The 17,127-nt window shown below is 73.4% G+C and carries 12 protein-coding genes and 1 pseudogene; 3 read left to right on the top strand and 10 right to left on the bottom strand.

The features are described 5' to 3' along the window. The first annotated feature begins 51 nt into the window (after window positions 1–51). Window positions 52–933 carry a LysR family transcriptional regulator gene (locus C3489_RS19285; protein WP_103783117.1) on the top strand — a complete coding sequence of 294 codons (882 nt, stop codon included), beginning with the start codon at window positions 52–54 and terminating at the stop codon, window positions 931–933. Here C3489_RS19285 and C3489_RS19280 read toward each other — a convergent pair. The 4 genes from C3489_RS19280 to C3489_RS19265 all read right to left on the bottom strand — a co-directional run bounded on the left by C3489_RS19280 (window position 926) and on the right by C3489_RS19265 (window position 4,436). Next, window positions 926–2,035, bottom strand: a complete 1,110-nt coding sequence (locus C3489_RS19280; RefSeq protein ID WP_103783116.1) for a hypothetical protein — start codon at window positions 2,033–2,035, stop codon at window positions 926–928. The two genes, C3489_RS19285 and C3489_RS19280, sit on opposite strands and share 8 nt — an antisense overlap. After that, window positions 2,032–3,039: a hypothetical protein gene (locus C3489_RS19275; protein ID WP_103783115.1), complete on the bottom strand. Its 1,008-nt coding sequence runs from the start codon at window positions 3,037–3,039 to the stop codon at window positions 2,032–2,034. The genes C3489_RS19280 and C3489_RS19275 overlap by 4 nt, the downstream gene beginning before the upstream one ends. Window positions 3,040–3,109: 70 nt before the next feature. Further along, complete coding sequence (locus C3489_RS19270; RefSeq protein ID WP_103783114.1) at window positions 3,110–3,727, bottom strand: DsbA family protein; 618 nt, start codon at window positions 3,725–3,727, stop codon at window positions 3,110–3,112. 163 nt (window positions 3,728–3,890) lie between these two features. Next, window positions 3,891–4,436 carry a DUF1697 domain-containing protein gene (locus C3489_RS19265; protein WP_103783113.1) on the bottom strand — a complete coding sequence of 182 codons (546 nt, stop codon included), beginning with the start codon at window positions 4,434–4,436 and terminating at the stop codon, window positions 3,891–3,893. A gap of 386 nt (window positions 4,437–4,822) precedes the next feature. Here C3489_RS19265 and C3489_RS19260 point away from each other — a divergent pair, with 386 nt between their 5' ends. After that, entirely contained in the window at window positions 4,823–7,072 is a 2,250-nt protein-coding gene (locus tag C3489_RS19260) for an MMPL family transporter (RefSeq protein WP_103783112.1), read from the top strand. Window positions 7,073–7,219: 147 nt separating this feature from the next. On the opposite strand, the pseudogene mgt reads toward C3489_RS19260, so the two are convergent. The 5 genes and pseudogenes from mgt to C3489_RS19235 form a co-directional block, all read right to left on the bottom strand. Further along, window positions 7,220–8,463: pseudogene (gene mgt, locus C3489_RS19255) on the bottom strand (macrolide-inactivating glycosyltransferase). Between the two features lie 55 nt (window positions 8,464–8,518). Then, window positions 8,519–9,352, bottom strand: a complete 834-nt coding sequence (locus C3489_RS19250) for a PIG-L family deacetylase (protein ID WP_103783110.1) — start codon at window positions 9,350–9,352, stop codon at window positions 8,519–8,521. Window positions 9,353–9,560: 208 nt separating this feature from the next. After that, a complete protein-coding gene (locus C3489_RS19245) occupies window positions 9,561–10,829 on the bottom strand; it encodes an ABC transporter substrate-binding protein (protein WP_103783109.1) in 1,269 nt (422 codons plus the stop codon). Then, the gene (locus C3489_RS19240) at window positions 10,829–11,662 is read right to left on the bottom strand and encodes a carbohydrate ABC transporter permease (protein ID WP_103783108.1); all 834 of its coding nucleotides are present in this window, start codon (window positions 11,660–11,662) and stop codon (window positions 10,829–10,831) included. Before C3489_RS19240 ends, C3489_RS19245 begins: the two co-directional genes overlap by 1 nt. Further along, window positions 11,659–12,594, bottom strand: coding sequence for a carbohydrate ABC transporter permease (locus C3489_RS19235; protein ID WP_103783107.1), 936 nt, complete (start codon window positions 12,592–12,594; stop codon window positions 11,659–11,661). The genes C3489_RS19240 and C3489_RS19235 overlap by 4 nt, the downstream gene beginning before the upstream one ends. A 158-nt stretch (window positions 12,595–12,752) precedes the next feature. Between C3489_RS19235 and C3489_RS19230 the strand changes: the two genes are divergently transcribed. Continuing rightward, complete coding sequence (locus C3489_RS19230; protein ID WP_103783106.1) at window positions 12,753–13,613, top strand: phosphotransferase enzyme family protein; 861 nt, start codon at window positions 12,753–12,755, stop codon at window positions 13,611–13,613. A gap of 31 nt (window positions 13,614–13,644) precedes the next feature. Here the strand turns inward: C3489_RS19230 and C3489_RS19225 are convergent, their stop codons facing one another. Continuing rightward, window positions 13,645–17,076, bottom strand: coding sequence for a CHAT domain-containing tetratricopeptide repeat protein (locus C3489_RS19225; RefSeq protein ID WP_103783105.1), 3,432 nt, complete (start codon window positions 17,074–17,076; stop codon window positions 13,645–13,647). Between the last annotated feature and the right edge of the window lie 51 nt (window positions 17,077–17,127).

Here is a 17,127-nt window from a genome sequence, read left to right as displayed (position 1 = left end):
TGAGTCCAACACATGGTTGCCATGGCAGCCATGAACCGAGACCATGATCGGGTGGATCTGCAGCAGATGCGCTACGTCGTCGCCGTGGCCGACACCCGCAACTTCACCCGGGCCGCCGAGCGCTGCTTCGTGGTGCAGTCGTCGCTCAGTCACCGGATCGCCGCCCTGGAACGGGAGCTGGGCGTCCGGCTGTTCGCCCGCTCCAGCCGCCGCGTCGAACTCACCGACGCGGGAGCGGCGTTCGTCGCCTCCGCACGCGAGTGCCTGGCCGCCGCGGACCGCGCGGTCGCCGACGCGGCCGCCGCGACCGGGGCGGTACGGGGCCGGCTCGCCGTGGGCGTGATCGTCACCACGGCCGCCGTGGACGTGCCCGAGCTGCTCCAGCGCTACCGGGCCCGGCACCCGGACGTCCGGGTGGGGCTGCGCTCGGGGCGCAGCGACGAACTGGCCGCGGCGATCCGCGCCGGCGAGCTGGACATCGCCTTCCTCGGCATGCCGGAGGACGAGCGGCCGCCCGGGGTGGAGACCGTCGTCCTGGACCGCGACGAGCATGTGCTGGTGGTGCCGGCCGGGCACCGGCTCGCGGGCGCCGAGCGGGTCACGCTGGCGCAGATCGCCGAGGAGACGTACGTGGACTTCATCGACGGCACGCCCGCCCGGGCCCAGTCGGACCGGGCGTTCGCCGCCGCCGGGCTGGCCCGGGACGTGGCCTACGAGGCCGGTGTGGTGGAGCTGATGACCGGGCTGGTCGGCCGCGGCCTCGGCGTGGCGCTGCTGCCGTCGGCGTACATCCGGCCGCTGGCCGCCCGCGACCCCGGCCTGGTGCTGGTGCCGGTGGTGGACGGGCCGCGCCGGGTCGAGTATCTGGCCTGGAGCAGCTTCAACCCGAGCCCGGCGACCCGGGCGATGCTCGACGTGCTCGGGGTCAGGTGACCCGGAGCGAGTCGATCATCGTGTTGATGTCCGGCCAGAGCTTCTTCTCGGTCTCGGGCAGGGCGATCCAGAGCACCGAGGGCCGGGGCCGGCCGGTGTCCACGACGACGACGGCCGACAGGTCCATCGTCGACTTGACCCCGTACTTGCGGAAGTGCATCTCGCTGACCAGGACCCAGGCGTCATGGCCGCCGACCTTGAGGGGCTGGGAGGCGATGTCCCGGATGGTGGTCTCGCCGTCGACGTAGGCGTACTTGCGCCGGTCGTCCTGCTCGAAGCCGGCGACCTTGCGCAGCCGGTCGGCACCGGTGGCCTGATCCAGCGCGTCGCCGTCGACCAGCCCGGAGTCGATCTGCGCCGCCCACTTCGCCTCGGAGTCGAAGGTCTGCTCGCGGTTCCAGCCGGCCAGCATGGGGTCGGTCGGGCGGCTGCGGTTCCACTTGCCGCCCAGCTCGGCGTAGGAGAGGTGGGCGTCGGTGTCCGTGACGCGGCCGATCACCGGGGAGCCGCGGCCCGGGTAGTCCTTGACCGGGACGACGGTCTTGAGCCGGGACTCCGGGGGCAGAGGGGCGGCGCCGGGGGTGAGCGAGGGAACGGGCACGCCCGGCAGCGGCTTGTCCTCGCCGGCGGTGCCGTTGCAGTCGGCGTTCGCGTACTCCCCGCTCGCCTTGGCCTGCTGCACCACGACACCGTCGGCGAGGATGGTGCACATGATGTTCCCGGCGCCGTGTTCGGAGCGGTTGCTCACGAGCAGGGCGACGTGTTCCTCGCGGTCGAAGGTGAAGGTCGCCTTGAACGGCAGGACGGTGGCCTCATGGCTCTCGTCGCCGCGCGGCGTGGTGTAGTGCACGTCCGCCGAGGGGCGGTCGCCGGTGACGATGTAGGTGATCCGGACGTGGTCGCTCGGTACGGCCGCGCCCGGCTTGTCGCCGCCCGGCTCGTCGCCGCCGCCGAACACCGCCGCGAGTGTGAGCACGATCTGGGCGAGGATCAGGAGCGCGGCCAGGACCCACAGCGGTCCGGGGACGCGGTCGAACGTACGGCGTCCGGCCGGGGACAGCGGGGGCCCGTCGGCGGTGGTCGTGTCGGCGTGGCCGCTCATCTCGTCCCCCCGGAAGCGTGGTCGCCGTCGCCGGCCAGGTCCAGTCCCGCCTGCCGGGCCTCGCCCAGGCTGCGCTGCAACGCCTCCAGCCGGGCCCGGTCGGCGAGGCCCTCGATCTCCGCGACGGCGAGCTCGTCGCGCACGGTACGGGCGAGGAGTTCGGCCATGTCGTCGCCGAGCTCCTCCAGCTCCTGCACCGCCTGCCAGTCCCGGTACGCCTCGTCGGCGGCCCGGACGTGCTCGGCGTACCGCTCCAGCGCCTCGACCCGCTCCTCCAGCGCCTCGGCGGACAGCTGCAGGGCCCGCTTCTGCGGCTCCAGCACCTCCAGCACCCGGGGAGAGGCGGTGGTGTTGCCGGTGACGGAGCGCACCTGCGTGGCGAGCCGGGTGAGTTCGGCCAGCACCTGGGCGATCTCCCACTCCTGCACCGGCAGGGTCACGGCGTTGGCGACGTCGTCGAGCAGCCCGGCCTTGTTGACCTCGGACTCCAGGACGGTCGTCACGGCGATCTGGGTCCGCAGCATCTGGCGGCGCAGCGACCGGCCGACGAGCGGGCGCAGCACCGAGGTGCCGAAGTCCTCGTCGACGTAGTAGTGGCCGTGGTGGAGGCGGGCGAGCCGCTGCGCCTCGTCCATCCCGCAGCCGAAGACGTAGATCAGCAGCCAGGACACGCACTGCAGCGCCGTCACCGTGATCAGGAACGGGGTCAGCCCGCCCCACCACCACGCGGCCACCACCCCGGCCTGTGCGAGCGCCCCGGTGACCGCGCCCGCGCGCCGGCCGAGCAGCAGCGGCAGCGCGACCACCGGCAGGAAGCCGCACAGTGTCGCGACCGGCAGGGCCAGCAGGACGTCGGTGGACGTGCGCCCGCCCCGGCGCGGCGCGGCGGGCAGCGGCTCGGCCGCGGGGATCAGCCCCGCCCCGGCCCCGGCCAGCAGTTCCCGTTCCTCTTCTTCCAGCGCCGGATCCACCACCGGCCGCAGCAGTGCGGAATCGACCGCCATCGGACCACCCCCCAGATGTTCGGGATGATCGTGACACACGAACCCCGCACCGGCGCACCCGTGTACGACGTCAGTCGAACGACAGTCCGCCCGTGCGGGTCCGCTTGAGTTCGAAGAGGTCGGGGTCGCCGGCCAGGACCCGGAAACTGTCGAAGAGTTCGGCCGCGCGCTGCCCGCGCGGGATGGCCCGCAGCACCGGGCCGAACCACACCGTGCCGTCGACGTGGAGCGTCGGCGTGCCCACGTACTTGCCGGACTCCGCCTCCGCGCCGGCCTGGTGGCTGCGGCGCACGGCGTCGTCGTGGGACGCGTCGTGCGCGGCGGCGGCGAGGTCGGCGTCCAGGCCGAGTTCGGCGAGGGACTCGGCGATCACCGCGTCGAAGTCCCGCTGCCCGCGCTCGTGGATGCGGGTGCCGAAGGCGGTGTACAGGTCGCGCAGGACCTTCTCGCCGTGCCGCTCGGCGGCGGCCACCGCCACCCGGACCGGGCCGATCGAGTCGTCGACCAACTCGCGGTACCAGTCGGGCAGTTCGTTGCCGATGTTGTGCAGGTACAGGCTCATCACATGGAAGCGCAGGTCGAGGGGGCGGTGCCGTTCGACCTCCAGCAGCCAGCGGGAGGTGATCCAGGCGAAGGGGCAGGCGGGGTCGAACCAGCAGTCGACGCGGGTCGGCGAGGTGTCGGTCATGGCGCCGACGCTACCGGCCGGGCGGCCCGCGGGGACGGGCCATTTCGCCGCCGGTTCCGTGGGCCAATCGGCACGGCGGGCGACCGGAGGCGAACAGCGGGTCGCGCCGGCCGCGCCGGGGTGCGGGCCGAGGGCACGATCCGGCGCAGCGGGCTCGGCGCGCTCAGTCCGCGGTCATCTCCACCAGCTTGACGACCGTGTTCCAGTTGCGGCTCGTGGCGATCAGGCCCTTGTTCACGCGCGGCCGGGACAGCGCCTCGCCGAGCTTGGAACGGCCGAGGCCCTCCGGGGCGTACAGGTACAGGGCGCGGTCGCCGAGGCGGAACTCCTCGGGGAGGTAGGCGGCCGGGTCGATCTCCGCGAACCGCTCCGGGCCGACCTGGCCGGAGAAGTACGTGACGTGCAGCTGCTTGGCCTCCAGCTCGGCGGCCGGGAACGGGCAGGCGTCGGCGACCGCCTTCAGATAGGCGTGGTCGCGCACGATCACATCGACCCGGAAGCCGAACTGCCGCTCGATCGCCTCCGTGAGGCCGGCGGCGAGGGACTCCTCGTCGCCGTGAGCCGAGGAGAAGACGGCCTGGCCGCTCTGGAGGTAGGTGCGGGGGTCGTCCAGGCCCAGACCGCTCATCAGGGAGCGCAGTTCGGCCATCGGCAGCTTTCTGCTGCCGCCCACGTTGATTCCGCGCAGCAGCGCCGCATACGTCGTCATCCGCCCACCATAGAGCGGCCGTCGCGCCCCGTGGGGGCGGGCACGACGGCCGTGGTCCCGGAAGGGATTGCGCGAAACTCTGGCCGATGAGGCGGGTGCGGATCAACCTCTCCACGCAGCTGTGACTTGTTCAACAACCTTGTGTAATCACAAAGCGGGGCCCTGCCGTCCGATTCGGGCACCCTGATCCATGGCCCCCACCTCCGTCGACAGATGTAAGGGGCACGCTCCGCCCCTGAGGGGAGACGGCGGGGCACCGAGGGGAGGAGCGGGGGCGTGCGCACCTCACCGGGCAGCACGACGAGATGGCTTTATCCGGCCCCTACCTTCGAGAGGGAAGGTGGCGGCAGGGGGCCGCCGCCGAAGGTTGAGGGGGCAGGCCCGTCATGGGGAGTGGAGAATCGCGGGTGCGGGGGTTCGCCGCCCGGGCCGGCGGCTGGAGCGCCCGGCACCGGTGGGCGGCGGTCGGCATCTGGGTGCTGTTCGTCGTCCTGGCGATGGGGCTGGGATCGGCGGCGGGCCGGGTCGATGTGGACGAGAGCGACCAGCTGAAGGGCGAGACGCACACCGCCGCCCGGATCATCAAGGACGCCGGCATCGACGAGCCCGCGAGCGAGACCGTGCTGGTGCAGGCGAAGGACGGCCGGCTGAAGGCGACCGACACGGAGTTCAGGGCCGCCGTCGACGCCGTCGTCAAGGCGGTCGACGGCACCGGCCGGGTCACGGACGTGACGTCGCCGTACGTCTCGAAGACGATCTCGAAGGACGGCCGCAGCGCGCTGGTGCAGTTCGACATGCGCGGTGACGCGGACACCGCCGGCGACCGGGTGGAGCCGGTGCTGAAGGCCGTCGAGGGGGTGCAGAAGGAGCACGCCGGCACGCTGCGGATCGAGGAGATCGGCGGCGCGAGCATGATGAAGACCTTCAGCGACGCGTTCGGGGACGACTTCAAGAAGGCCGAGTACTCCGCCGTGCCGGTGGCCCTCGGCATTCTGCTGATCGCCTTCGGCGCGCTGGTCGCGGCGTTGCTGCCGGTGGCGCTGGCGATCACCGCGATCATGGCGACGATGGGCCTGATGGGCCTGGTCAGCCATGTGCAGCCGATGAGTGACACCGCCAACTCGGTGATGCTGCTGGTCGGTATGGCGGTCGGCGTCGACTACTGCCTGTTCTACCTGCGCCGCGAGCGTGAGGAGCGGGCCGCCGGGCGGGACGCCCGTACCGCTCTGCAGATCGCCGCCGCGACCAGCGGCCGGGCCATCGTGGTCTCCGGTGTGACGGTGTGCGTGGCGATGGCGGGCATGCTGTTCACCGGGCTCGCCACCTTCGAGGGGATGGGGCTGGCCTCGCTGATGGTGGTGGCCGTCGCCATGGTCGGCTCGGTGACCGTGCTGCCGGCGCTGCTGTCGCTGCTGGGCGAGCGGGTCGAGAAGGGCCGGCTGCCGTTCCTGAGCCGGCGGCGGCGCAGGAGCAGCGGGGAGAGCCGGTTCTGGTCGGCCGTCGTCAAGGGCGTGCTCGCCCGGCCGGTGCTGTCCGTGGTGGTCGCGGCCGGCGCGCTGCTCGCGGTGGCGGCGCCCGCGCTCGGCATGAAGACGCAGCAGCTCACGCTGGACCAGGAGTTCGGGGACTCGCTGCCCATCGTGCAGACCTACAACCGGGTCAACGACGCCTTCCCGGGCGGCTCGGAGCCGGCCGAGGTGATCGTGAGCGCCAAGGACATCACCGCTCCCGAGGTGAAGGCGGCGCTCGCCGACTTCCGGGACCGGGCGATCTCCTCGGGCGCCTCGCGCGGCCCGGTCGACATCAAGGTGCACGAGAAGCAGAACATCGCCTTCGTCTACGTCCCCCTGGTCGGCGGCTCCGACCAGGACAAGGCGGGTGCCAGCCTGGAGAAGCTGCGCGACGAGGTGCGGCCGGCGACGCTGGGCGAGGTGGCGGGCGTCGAGGCGCCGATCACCGGGCAGGTCGCGGGCTCGCACGACTTCAACGACCAGCTCCTCGGTTCGGTCGTGCCGGTGTTCGCCTTCGTGGTGGTGTTCGCCTTCGTGCTGATGCTGCTGTCGTTCCGCTCGCTGACGATCGCCCTCACGTCCATCGTGCTGAACCTGCTGTCGGTGGGCGCCGCGTACGGCATCCTCGTGGCGGTGTTCCAGCACGGCTGGGGGGCTTCGCTGGTCGGCGCGGAGGGGGTCGGCGCGATCGTGACCTGGCTGCCGCTGTTCCTGTTCGTGATCCTGTTCGGCCTGTCGATGGACTACCACGTGTTCGTCGTCTCCCGGGTCCGCGAGGCGCGACTGCGCGGCCGGTCGACCAAGGAGGCCATCGCGCACGGCGTGGTCACCACGGCGGGGGTGGTCACCAGCGCCGCGGTGATCATGGTCGCCGTCTTCGCGATCTTCGGCACGCTGTCGATGCAGTCGATGAAGCAGATGGGCGTGGGCCTGGCGGCCGCGGTCCTGATCGACGCGACCCTCATCCGGGGCGTGCTGCTGCCGGCGGTCATGGCGCTGCTGGGCGAGCGCAACTGGTACCTGCCGAAGTGGCTGCACCGGCTGCCGGACCTGACCCACGACGAGGCGCCGGAGGCCATCGCCGGCCGGCCGGCGCGGGACGAGGGTGAGCCGCTGCGGGTGTGACGCGCGGCCCGGGGGCCCGCCGGTCGTGTACCGACCGGCGGGCCCCCGTGTTTTCCTGCTCGGTGACCGCGCGCGGACAGATCCCGCTCAGCGCCCGCCCGCGGCCAGGCTTCCCGCTCAGTGGCCGCGCGCGGACAGATTTCCCGCTCAGTGGCCGCGCGCGGCCAGCTCGGCCTCGATGAGGTCGGCCGCCCGCCGGGTGCCGCCCTCCTGGGCCATCTGAGCCTGGATCTCCTTCAGCCGCCGGGCCACCTCGGCGTCCTCGACCAGAGCGAGGGCGGCCTCGCGCAGCACCTCGGCGGTCGCCTCCGCCGTCGCCAACCGCCGTGCCACGCCGAGCCCCACCAGCATGTCGGCGTTGCCGAACTGGTCCACGGCCTGCGGTACGGCGATCATCGGCGTGGCCGTGGCCAGCCCCTCCTGGCTGCCGCCCGCCCCGGCGTGCGTGACGAACAGGTCGGCCTCCTTCAGGACCGCCAACTGCGGCACCCAGTCACGGACTTCCACGCTCTCCGGTACGTCGCCCAGCTCGGCGGGGTCGACATGCTTGCCGATCTGCAGCACGGTGTGCCAGCCGGGCAGGTCGCCGAAGGCGCGGACGCACTCCCGGTAGAACGCGGGCTGCCTGGTGAAGGTGGAGCCCAGCGACACCAGCGCCACCTTCTCGGCGCCGGCGGGCCGCTGCCAGGTGCCCTGCGCGGCGCGGTCGCCCTGGCAGGCGCCGACGAAGGTGTACACCCGCTCGTCGACCCGGTCGGCGTTGGGCTGCAGCGCCTTGGGGATCAGCACCAGGGAGCGGGCGGGCCGGCCGGCGAAGTCGTCGGGGTGCTGAGTGATGCCGTTCTCCTCCAGCCACCCCTGGAAGCGGGCGTAGTACGCCTGCCCGCGCGGCGTCTTCCTCGGCTCCGCCCACATCGGTTCGGCGACCTCCTCCTCGTAGCCGTCCCAGGCGACGAGGTTGGGCGAGAGGGAGACCGCCGGGACGCCCCAGCGGTGGGCGAGGACGCGGGCCGGGTAGGAGGCGATGTCGTGCAGCACGAGGTCGGGCTCGTCGTCCCGGTAGGCCTCGATCAGCTGCGGCAGGGCCTGCATGGCGTCGGCGAGGAACGGTTCGACGTTGTCGAGAAGGGTGTCGCCCCACGCGGAGGGGTCGTCGTCGGGTGAGGGCAGTGTGGAGCTCCAGAGCTTGGGTTCGGCGCCCGTCTCGGCGACCTTGTCCGCGAAGACGGGCGGGATGGCGTAGGTGACCCGGTGCCCGCGCGCGACGAGCTCCCGGATCACCTCAAGGCTGGGGTTCACATGGCCGTGTGCGGCGATGGAGAACATGGCGATGTGGGCACGACGACTGGTCATGTCGAGCACCCTATGCCGAGACGAGACGTCTCGTCCAAGGTATTTACCCGCGCTGCGCGCTCGATGCGCCTGCCCGGCCGCCGCAGGGACGGCTCAGCGCAGCCCGGCGAAGAGATCGTTCTCCGGGACGGCCGCGCCCGTGGTGTCCTGGACCCGTACGAAGGTCTCCACGCCCATCAACTCGGCGAACCTCTCCTTGCCCATCCTGAGGAAGAAGATGTTCTCGCCCTGACTGGCGTGCGCGGCCAGTGCGTCGAACTTCTGACCGCTGAACGCCGTGGCGTCCACCCACGTGGTGATCTCGTCGTCGGGGAGACCGATCTCGGCCAGCGCGGCGGCCTCGGCGGGATCCGGCTCCGGCATGTCGGCACCGAACTCGCGCATGATCTCGCCGAACCGCCGCATCATCGAGCGGGGCATCGTGGTCCAGTACACCTTCGGTTCCAGATCGGTCATCTCCAGCGCCGCCATCGTGATGCGGTGAGCCTGGATGTGGTCGGGGTGGCCGTAGAAGCCGTTCTCGTCGTAGGTGACGACCACATCGGGGCGATAGTGCCGCATGAGTTCCGCGAGTCGGGCCGCGCCTTCCTCGACGGGGGTCTGCCAGAAGGATCCGGGGGCGTCGTTGCCCGGCCAGCCCATCATCCCGGAGTCGGCGTAGTCCAGCGTCTCCAGGTGACTGATCTTCAGAACGGCACAGCTGGCGTCGAGTTCCTGACGGCGCATCGCGGCGACCGCAGCCGGATCGTGCCCGGGCTCACCCGGCTTGACACCCCCCGGTCCGTCCCCGCATCCGCCGTCGGTACACGTCACGAGGACCGTGCGGATGCCTTCCGCCGCGTACCGCGCGAGGATCCCTCCGGTTCCGGTGGCCTCGTCGTCCGGGTGGGCGTGTACGGCCATGAGCGTCAAGGGCCGGTCAGTCATGAAGCAGTCCTCCTGAAGAAACGTCGTTCGTCCCGGCGCGCGTCAGCCGTGGCGCGGTCTCGGGCCCGGTACTGGCAGGGCGCACGACCCTATGGTCTCCGTGTTTCTCGCCCGTACGGCGCGCGGTCCCCCGATCGGTGCAACCGTGCCGACCGGAGCGCCTGTTCCCGGAGGTGAGGTCGGGTGTGCACGAACTTCGCGACAGGCCCTAGCGCTGGTAGCGGGCCAGCACCAGGTTGCCGTCGTGTTCCAGGCGGCGGCGCAGTTCGGGGAGGTCGATGGCGCCGCTGTAGTACTCCTGGAAGGCGGGGGTGGCCACCTTGTCCTTCCACTCGGGGTAGCCGCGCACCGACTGGGCGGGCGCCGAGGTGAGCCGGGCGGCGAGGGCGGTGCCGGTCGCCCAGCCGTCCTTCGCGGTGTGCAGGGCGGGGTCCTTCAGCGCCTCGGTGCCGGTGGGCAGCATCCAGTCGCCGAGCGCCAGCCGGACCATGTTCTTCGGCCGCAGCAGGAAGTCCAGGAAGGCGGCGGCCTCCTTCTTGTGCGGGCTGTCCTGGGCGATGGACAGGGTCTGCGGGCTGACGCCCTGGGTGAGTCCGGCGGCGCCGGCCGGGGCGGGCAGCACCTGCCAGGTGAAGCCCTTCGGCGCCTGCTGGGCGATCTGCTGACGGTAGGAGAAGCCCAGCGGCACCATGGCGTACCGGCCGGCGAAGAAGCCGGGCAGCGTGTCGGAGCCGCCGCTGCCCAGGGTGGAGCGCGGGGCGCTGCGGTCACCGGCGAGCTGGTCGCGGACGGTGGCCGGCACCACGGCGTCGGCGGCCTCGAAGCGGACGGTGACCTTGCCGTCCGCGCCCCGGTGGAAGAGCTGCCCGCCCGTGGACAGGGACAGGTTGAGCGTGGCGGAGACGGGTTCCTTCAGCGGCCAGGCCACGCCGTACCGGCCGCCGCCGCTGAGCCGCCGGGTCACCTGCCGGAACTCCGGCCAGCTCCAGGGGCGTTCCGGGGTGGGGACGCGGACGCCGGCGCGGCGCAGCCAGGCCGCGTTGGCGATCAGAACCCGGGGTTCCTGGAGGAAGGGCACGCCGTAGACGCCGCCGTCGAAGGTGGTCGTCGCCCAGCTGTGCTGCGGGATGTCGTCCTTGAGCCGCTGCGGGAGCAGCCGGGTGAGGTCGGCGAGGTAGCCGCCGTGCGCGAAGTCGGCGAGGTCGTCGGCGGCGTCGTGGACGATGTCGGGCGCCTCGCCGCCCTCGAAGGAGGTGAGGAGCTGGTCGTGGACGCTGTCCCAACTGCCCTGGACGTAACGGACCTCGACGTCCGGGTGGGCCGCGTTCCACTCGCGCACCAGCGCCTTCGTGGCGCGCACGGACTCGTCCTGCCAGGCCAGGGACACGAAGCGCAGGGTGACACGCTCGTCGCCGCCGGGGTCGCCGCAGCCGGCGAGCAGCACGAGCAGCACGAGGACCACCAGGCGGGCGCGCATCAGCCCCTCACCGCCCCGGCGAGCAGGCCGCTCGCGATCCGCCGCTGCAGGAGGGCGAAGAGGAGCAGCGAGGGGATCGTGGCGAGGACCGACGCGGCGGCCAGCGGCCCGAGGTCGGCGACTCCCTCGGCCCCGACGAAGTGGCTGAGGACGACCGGCAGGGTCTGTTTCTCGGGGCTCTTGAGCAGCACCAGCGCGAAGAAGAACTCGTTCCACGCGGTGACGAACGCGAACAGCGCGGTCGCCGCGATCCCCGGCGCGAGCAGCGGCGCCGTCACCGACACCAGGATCCGCAGCCGTCCGGCGCCGTCGACGGCCGCCGCCTCCTCCAGCTCGACGGGCACGGCCCGGACGTACCCGGTGAGCAGCCACAGCGCGAACGGCAGCGCCCACACGACGTAGACCATCACCAGCCCGCCCGGGGAGTCGACCAGCCTCAGCCTGCGCAGCACCAGGAACAACGGGATGATCACCAGGGCGAACGGGAACGCCTGGCTGACCACCACCCAGCCGCTCGCCGCCCGCCCGAGCCGGGTGCGGTGCCGGGCCAGCACGTACGCCATCGGGGTCGCCAGGCATACGGCGATCAGCGCGGCGGCGAGCGCGACGAGCAGGGAGGTGAACGCGGCCCGCAGCAGGGGCTGTTCGTCGAAGGCCTGCCGGAAGTTGGCGAGCGTGGGGTCCCTCGGGATCCAGGTGGGGTGCAGCCGGGCCAGCTCGCGCGGGGGTTTGAAGGCGGTGGACAGCAGCCAGAGGAAGGGGAACGCGAGGAAGACGAGATACGCCAGCAGGGCGGCGTACTGGCCGGCGCGGGCGCTCCTGCGGGTCCTCACCGCTCCTCCCCTCCTCGCAGCCGGCCCACCAGGAACACCGCGAGACAGACGGCGATCACCGCGACCAGTACGCAGCCCATCGCGGCGGCGTAGCCGAACTGGCCGTAGCGGAAGGCCTCTTCGTAGGCGAAGAGCATGGGCAGCCGGGTCCGGCCGCCGGGGCCGCCGTTGGTCAGCACGTAGACCAGCGCGAAGGCGTTGACGTTCCAGATGAGGTTGAGCGCGGTGATGGCGAGGGCGACGGGCCGCAGCGCGGGCCAGGTGACCTCGCGGAAGCGGCGCCAGGCGCCGGCGCCGTCCAGGGCGGCGGCCTCGTGCAGGTCGCGCGGTGTGTTCTGCAGGCCGGCGAGCAGGGCGACCGTGGTCTGCGGCAGGCCCGCCCAGACGCCGACGACGAGCACGGCGGGCAGGGCGGTGGACAGCGAGCCGAGCCAGTCGCGGCCGCCGCCGAGCCCGAGGTCGTGCAGGGTCTCGTTGAGGACGCCGGCGTCGGTGTTGTAGACGAGCCGCCACATGATGCCGACCACGACCTCCGGCATCGCCCACGGCACGATCGCCAGGGCCCGCGCGAGCCGGCGCAGCCGTAAGTCCTGGTTCAGCAGCAGGGCGAGGCCGAGGGCGAGCAGGAACTGCGGCACGGTCACACCGACCGCCCACACCAGGCCGATGCGGAACGACTCCCAGAACAGCGTGTCGTGCAGCAGGTCCCGGAAGTTGAGGGCGCCGATCCAGTGCGTGGGCGCGGCTCGGCCGGACTGGGCGTCGGTGAACGCCAGTGCGATGCCGTACAGCAGCGGGCCGACGCTCAGCACCAGGATGGGCAGCAGCGCGGGCAGGACGAGGAACCAGGCGCCCCGGTCCAGGGCGCGGCCCGGGGGGCCGGAGCGCGGCGCGCGGGAGGCCGGCCGCCTCGCTTGCGCCACTGCCGTCACGGAATCAGCCCCTTTGCGCCGTGGGTTGGCATGGCCATGGTTGTAAAGGCTGCTCCCGTCGTCAAGGGGACGTGCGGGCCCGTGTACGGGCGCCGACCTGTGCGAATGCGAGACTGGCCGCCGAGCTCACACACGGGAACGCGACACGGAGGCGGACGATGGACGAGGCGCGGGCGCGGCAGGTACTGGCCGCGGCGGGCGTGCTGCCGGGGGCCGGTGACGCGCGGCTGCTCGCCCTGGGCGAGAACGCGGTGTTCGCCGCCGGTGACCTGGTCGTCAAGGTGGGCCGCGACGCCGAACTGCTGGAGCGGGCCAGCCGCGAGCTGGACATCGCGCTGTGGCTGGCCGAGGCGGGCGTCCCTGCGGTCCGCGCGGCCGAGCCCGAGCCGCTGCTGGTCGACGGGCACCCCGTGACCGTGTGGCACCGGCTGCCGGACGCGGTACGGCCCGCCGAGCCGCGCGACCTGGCCGCACTGCTGCGGATCGTGCACGCCCTGCCCGCCCCCTCCTTCGCCCTGCCGCGCCGGGAGCTGCTGGGCGGGGTGGAGCGCTGGCTGCGGCTGGCGGGCGACGCCATCGACCCGGCGGACGCCGCGTATCTGCGTGAGCGCCGCGACGGTTTCGCCTCGGCCGCGGCCGCGCTCACCCCGCACCTGCCGCCCGGCCCGATCCACGGCGACGCCCTGCCCCGCAACGTCCACGTCGGCCCCGACGGCCCGGTCCTGGTCGACCTGGAGACCTTCTCCGGCGACCTGCGTGAGCACGACCTGGTGGTCATGGCCCTCTCCCGCGACCGCTACGGCCTGCCCGCCGAGGCGTACGACGCCTTCACCGCCGCCTACGGCTGGGACGTACGCGAGTGGGAGGGCTGCGCGGTGCTGCGCGGGGCGCGGGAGACGGCCAGCTGCGCCTGGGTCGCCCAGCACGCCCCGAGCAACCCCAAGGCGCTCGCGGAGTTCCGGCGCCGGGTGGCGTCGCTGCGGGACGGGGACGCGACGGTGCGGTGGTATCCGTTCTGACCCGGCAGGCGCCGCGCACCCCGGCGACGGATCAGGTGCCGTAGAACACGAACGCGCCCCAGCCCGCCGCGTCGGCGAACACCGGGAACCGGTAGCCGCCCCCGGCCGCGGCGAGACGCCGGTGCCGGTCGGTGTCGACGGGCTGCGCCGCGCGGACGGGCAGGACGGCCGGGAACGCGTCACTCGGGCCGGGCGTGCCGGTGGGCGGGATGTCGGCGTCGGCCGTGCCCGCCATCCGGTGGGCCAGGTGCAGCATCTCGCCGCTGAGGTCGTCGGCCGCGGCGGGGCGGTGCGGCGTCTCCAGCCGGGAGCAGGCCCAGTCGACCAGGTCGGCGGCGGTCATGGCCGCCATACGCCGCTGGGCACGGGCCAGCGCGCCCGCGACCACCCCGGCGTCCCAGCCGGGCTCGGCGGCCAGCGACTCGTAGAACAGCGACATCAGCACCGCCGTCTCGTGGTCCAGCACCGGCCACTGGCTGACGATCAGTCCGCGCGCACCGGCGGACAGCAGGGCGTGCCCGAGACCGGTCAGCTCGTCGCCGCGCCGCACCCGGTGGCGGCCGCTGCCGCAGGCGCTGAGGGTGACGAGCGCGCCCGACCAGTCCAGGGCGGCGAGCCGCTCGACGGTCACCACCTCACCGCCGGCGGCTCCGGCGCCGCGCCCCAGCACCAGGCCGCTGCGTTCGGGGCGCCGCTCGTCGAACGTGGCGTGGCAGGCCAGATGCACCAGGGACAGCCGCTCCGCGCCGGTGACGGCCTCCTGGAGCCACTCGCCCGTGGCCGTGTCGCCGACCCGCTCGGTGCCGGCCAGCCGGTGGGCGACCTCGGCACACTCGCTGCGGCAGAACACCAGCTCCCGGCTGCCACCGACGCGTCCGGCACCGGGGAAGCCGCCCACCACGACCGCGCCGTCACGGTGCCAGGCGCCGCCGGACGAGCGCAGCAGCGACGCCGACGGCAGATAGCGCAGCGGCGGCCGGCGGCGGCAGGCGTTCAGATCGGGCGACAGGTGCAGCGGTACGCCGTGCAGCGGGCCGTGGGGGACGACGAGCACCGAGCCCTCCGAGTCCGCCGAGTCAGCCGAGCCCTTCGAGTCCGGGCCGTCGGCCGTGGGCGCCGCATCCGTGGCCGGCGCGGCGCCGTCGACGACCGCGCGGAGGGCCTTGTGCAGGGGCCCCACCAGCAGGGAACCGAGGGCGCGTAGCCGGTCCCGGCGGTCGCGGGCGGTGCGCAGGGCGCGCATCCGGTCGGCGCCGTCCCGCAGTCCCAGGGCGTCGTGCCGGCCCACGGTCACGAGCGCCGGTTCGGCGCGGCCCGGCGTGATCACGAACGCGTACAGCGTCTCGTCCCCGCTCCACAGCTCCACCAGGGCCCTCGCCCCGGCGCGCGCGAGCAGCCGGGCCGCCTCGCGCGCCGTGATGGGCTCGGCCATCCGGTGGCGGCGGACCTCGGGGTGCGTGTCCGCCAACCGCCCCCAGAAACCGGCGAGTTCGGCGCGCACCGCCTCCAGCTCGTCCTCCACCGCGTACAGCCGGCGGACCCGCTCCTCGGGCGCCTCGCCCTGCCGCCACCGGGACAGCTCCTCGCGCAGCTCGCGCTGGCGGCGCCACAGCTGCTGTTCGCGGCCGAGCGGGCCGTGGGCGGCCGGGGCCTGAACCGCCGCGTGCCGCACCGCGTCCAGCAGCGAACGGCTCCGCGCCCGCTCCGCCAGGGCGAAGGCCTGCTCGACCTGGCCCACCGCCAGCGCGACCTCCACCGCCTCCGGGTAGGGCGGGGTGGTGAGCGTATGGAAGTCGGGCAGCGGTCCGAGGTCCAGGGCCTGCCGGCGCACCTCCTCATGGGCGTCGCAGGCCGCGGTCAGCCGGTCGAGCAGCTCCGGGCTGCGTTCGCCCCGGCGGAAGCGGTGCGCGCCGACCGCCAGGGACGCCACCATGACCGTCTGCGGTTCCGGGTGGCGCGCGGCGAGGGCGGTGAGCCGTTCGGCCGTCTCGGCGGCCTCCGCCTCCCGGCCGGTCAGCTCGGCCAGATACAGCCGTACCATCAGCCGTCCCGCGAGCCGGTGTGCCACCCGGCCCTCGTCGGCCACGGCGGCGGCCGCGATGCTGACTTCGCTGTAGGTGCGGGCCAGCTCCCAGGCGCCGTACGCCATGCAGATCTGCGCGAGCCTGCCCTCGTGCACCCCGAAGTCGCCGCCTGGCGCGTCCTCCGGCAGGGCGGAGGCGGCCGCGCCCAGACGCCTGCGCAGGGAGAAGCGGCTGAGGGCCCGCGCCCGCAGCAGCAGCGCCAGCTCGTCCTCCTCGCCGATGCCGAAGCGGTTGACGGCGATGGCCAGATGGCGCAGCGCGATGCTCTCCCGCGACGCGTCGCCGAGGCCGTGCGTCACCTCCCGGGAGCGCACGAGCACCTCGTGGGCACGCTCGTGGGCGCCCGCGTACAGCAGGATGAGCCCGCGCAGGTTCCACACCCGCGGCATGCAGTGCAGCGCCTCCAGATGGGCCCAGTGGGTCTCGGCCCGGTGCAACAGCTCCTCCGCGCCCGCCAGGTCACCTTCCTCGAACCGCCGTTCGGCCCGCTCGGCCAGGTCCCTGCCCGACGTCGCGTGCAGCCCGATGTCCAGCGCGATCTCGGCCTCGCCCACGCCCTCTTCGGCGGCGTACCGCTCGCGCAGCACCTGTTGTGTGCGGGCCTCCACGGCCCGGACCCGCTCGTCGTACCCGGGGCCGTAGTGTTCCTCGTCGATCCGGGCGTGGAGGCGTACGCCCAGGTCGTGGGCGTGGGTGAACGCGGCGCCGGCGGCCGCCTGGTCACCGGCGGCGCGGTGCAGGTCCGCCAGGTTCAGCCAGGCCCGGTACGCGTCGTGCTCGGCGCCCGCGGCGGCCAGCAGACGCGCCGCCTCCTCCGTGTGCCGCGCGGCCTCGTCCCAGCGGCCCTGCCGGTCCAGCTCCCGGGCGAGGTTGTCGGTGACGACGCCGCGCTGGGCGTCGGTGAGCTCCTCCACCTCCAGTGCCGCGCGCAGCAACTCCTCGGCGCCGTCGCGGCCGTGCCGGATCAGGGCGGTGGCGTGGTTCTGCAGGACCATCGCGCAGCCCATCGCGTCGCCGGCGTTCCGGGCGACGCGGGCCGCCTCCTCGAACCATCCGACGGCCCGCCGGAGATCTCCCAGCACCACGGCCGTGAGGGCGAGCCCCTCCAGGGCGCCGCTGCGTGCCTCCTCCGTCGCGGCGGCGTCCAGGGACTTCCGGTAGTACCCGAGTGCCCGGTCCGGCCGGCCCTCCGTCCGCGCCACCTGGCCGAGCAGCCGGTAGAGCAGGAAGCGCGTGTCGCCGTCGGCCACCTCCTCCGCGACGGTCTCCAGGGCGAGCAGCAGCCGCTTCGCCTCCGCCAGCCGCCCCTGGGCGAGTTGGCCGTGGGCGTACAGCAACGCCTCCTGGTACCGGGCGAGTCGGGTGTCTTCGTCGGTCACGCCGCCTCCGGGGTGTCTGGGCGATCGGGGAAGGGGTTACCCATGACACCC

The organism is Streptomyces sp. Ru71, assembly GCF_002920535.1.
Lineage (GTDB): Bacteria > Actinomycetota > Actinomycetes > Streptomycetales > Streptomycetaceae > Streptomyces.
This window is presented reverse-complemented; position numbering and strand designations above follow the sequence as displayed.

Excerpts from the sequence above, each read along its gene's own strand:
- C3489_RS19280 (WP_103783116.1), bottom strand. The coding sequence starts at position 2,035 with ATGAGCGGCCACGCCGACACGACCACCGCCGACGGGCCCCCGCTGTCC.
- C3489_RS19275 (WP_103783115.1), bottom strand. The coding sequence starts at position 3,039 with ATGGCGGTCGATTCCGCACTGCTGCGGCCGGTGGTGGATCCGGCGCTG.
- C3489_RS19270 (WP_103783114.1), bottom strand. The coding sequence starts at position 3,727 with ATGACCGACACCTCGCCGACCCGCGTCGACTGCTGGTTCGACCCCGCC.
- C3489_RS19265 (WP_103783113.1), bottom strand. The coding sequence starts at position 4,436 with ATGACGACGTATGCGGCGCTGCTGCGCGGAATCAACGTGGGCGGCAGC.
- C3489_RS19260 (WP_103783112.1), top strand. The coding sequence starts at position 4,823 with ATGGGGAGTGGAGAATCGCGGGTGCGGGGGTTCGCCGCCCGGGCCGGC.
- C3489_RS19250 (WP_103783110.1), bottom strand. The coding sequence starts at position 9,352 with ATGACTGACCGGCCCTTGACGCTCATGGCCGTACACGCCCACCCGGAC.
- C3489_RS19245 (WP_103783109.1), bottom strand. The coding sequence starts at position 10,829 with ATGCGCGCCCGCCTGGTGGTCCTCGTGCTGCTCGTGCTGCTCGCCGGC.
- C3489_RS19230 (WP_103783106.1), top strand. The coding sequence starts at position 12,753 with ATGGACGAGGCGCGGGCGCGGCAGGTACTGGCCGCGGCGGGCGTGCTG.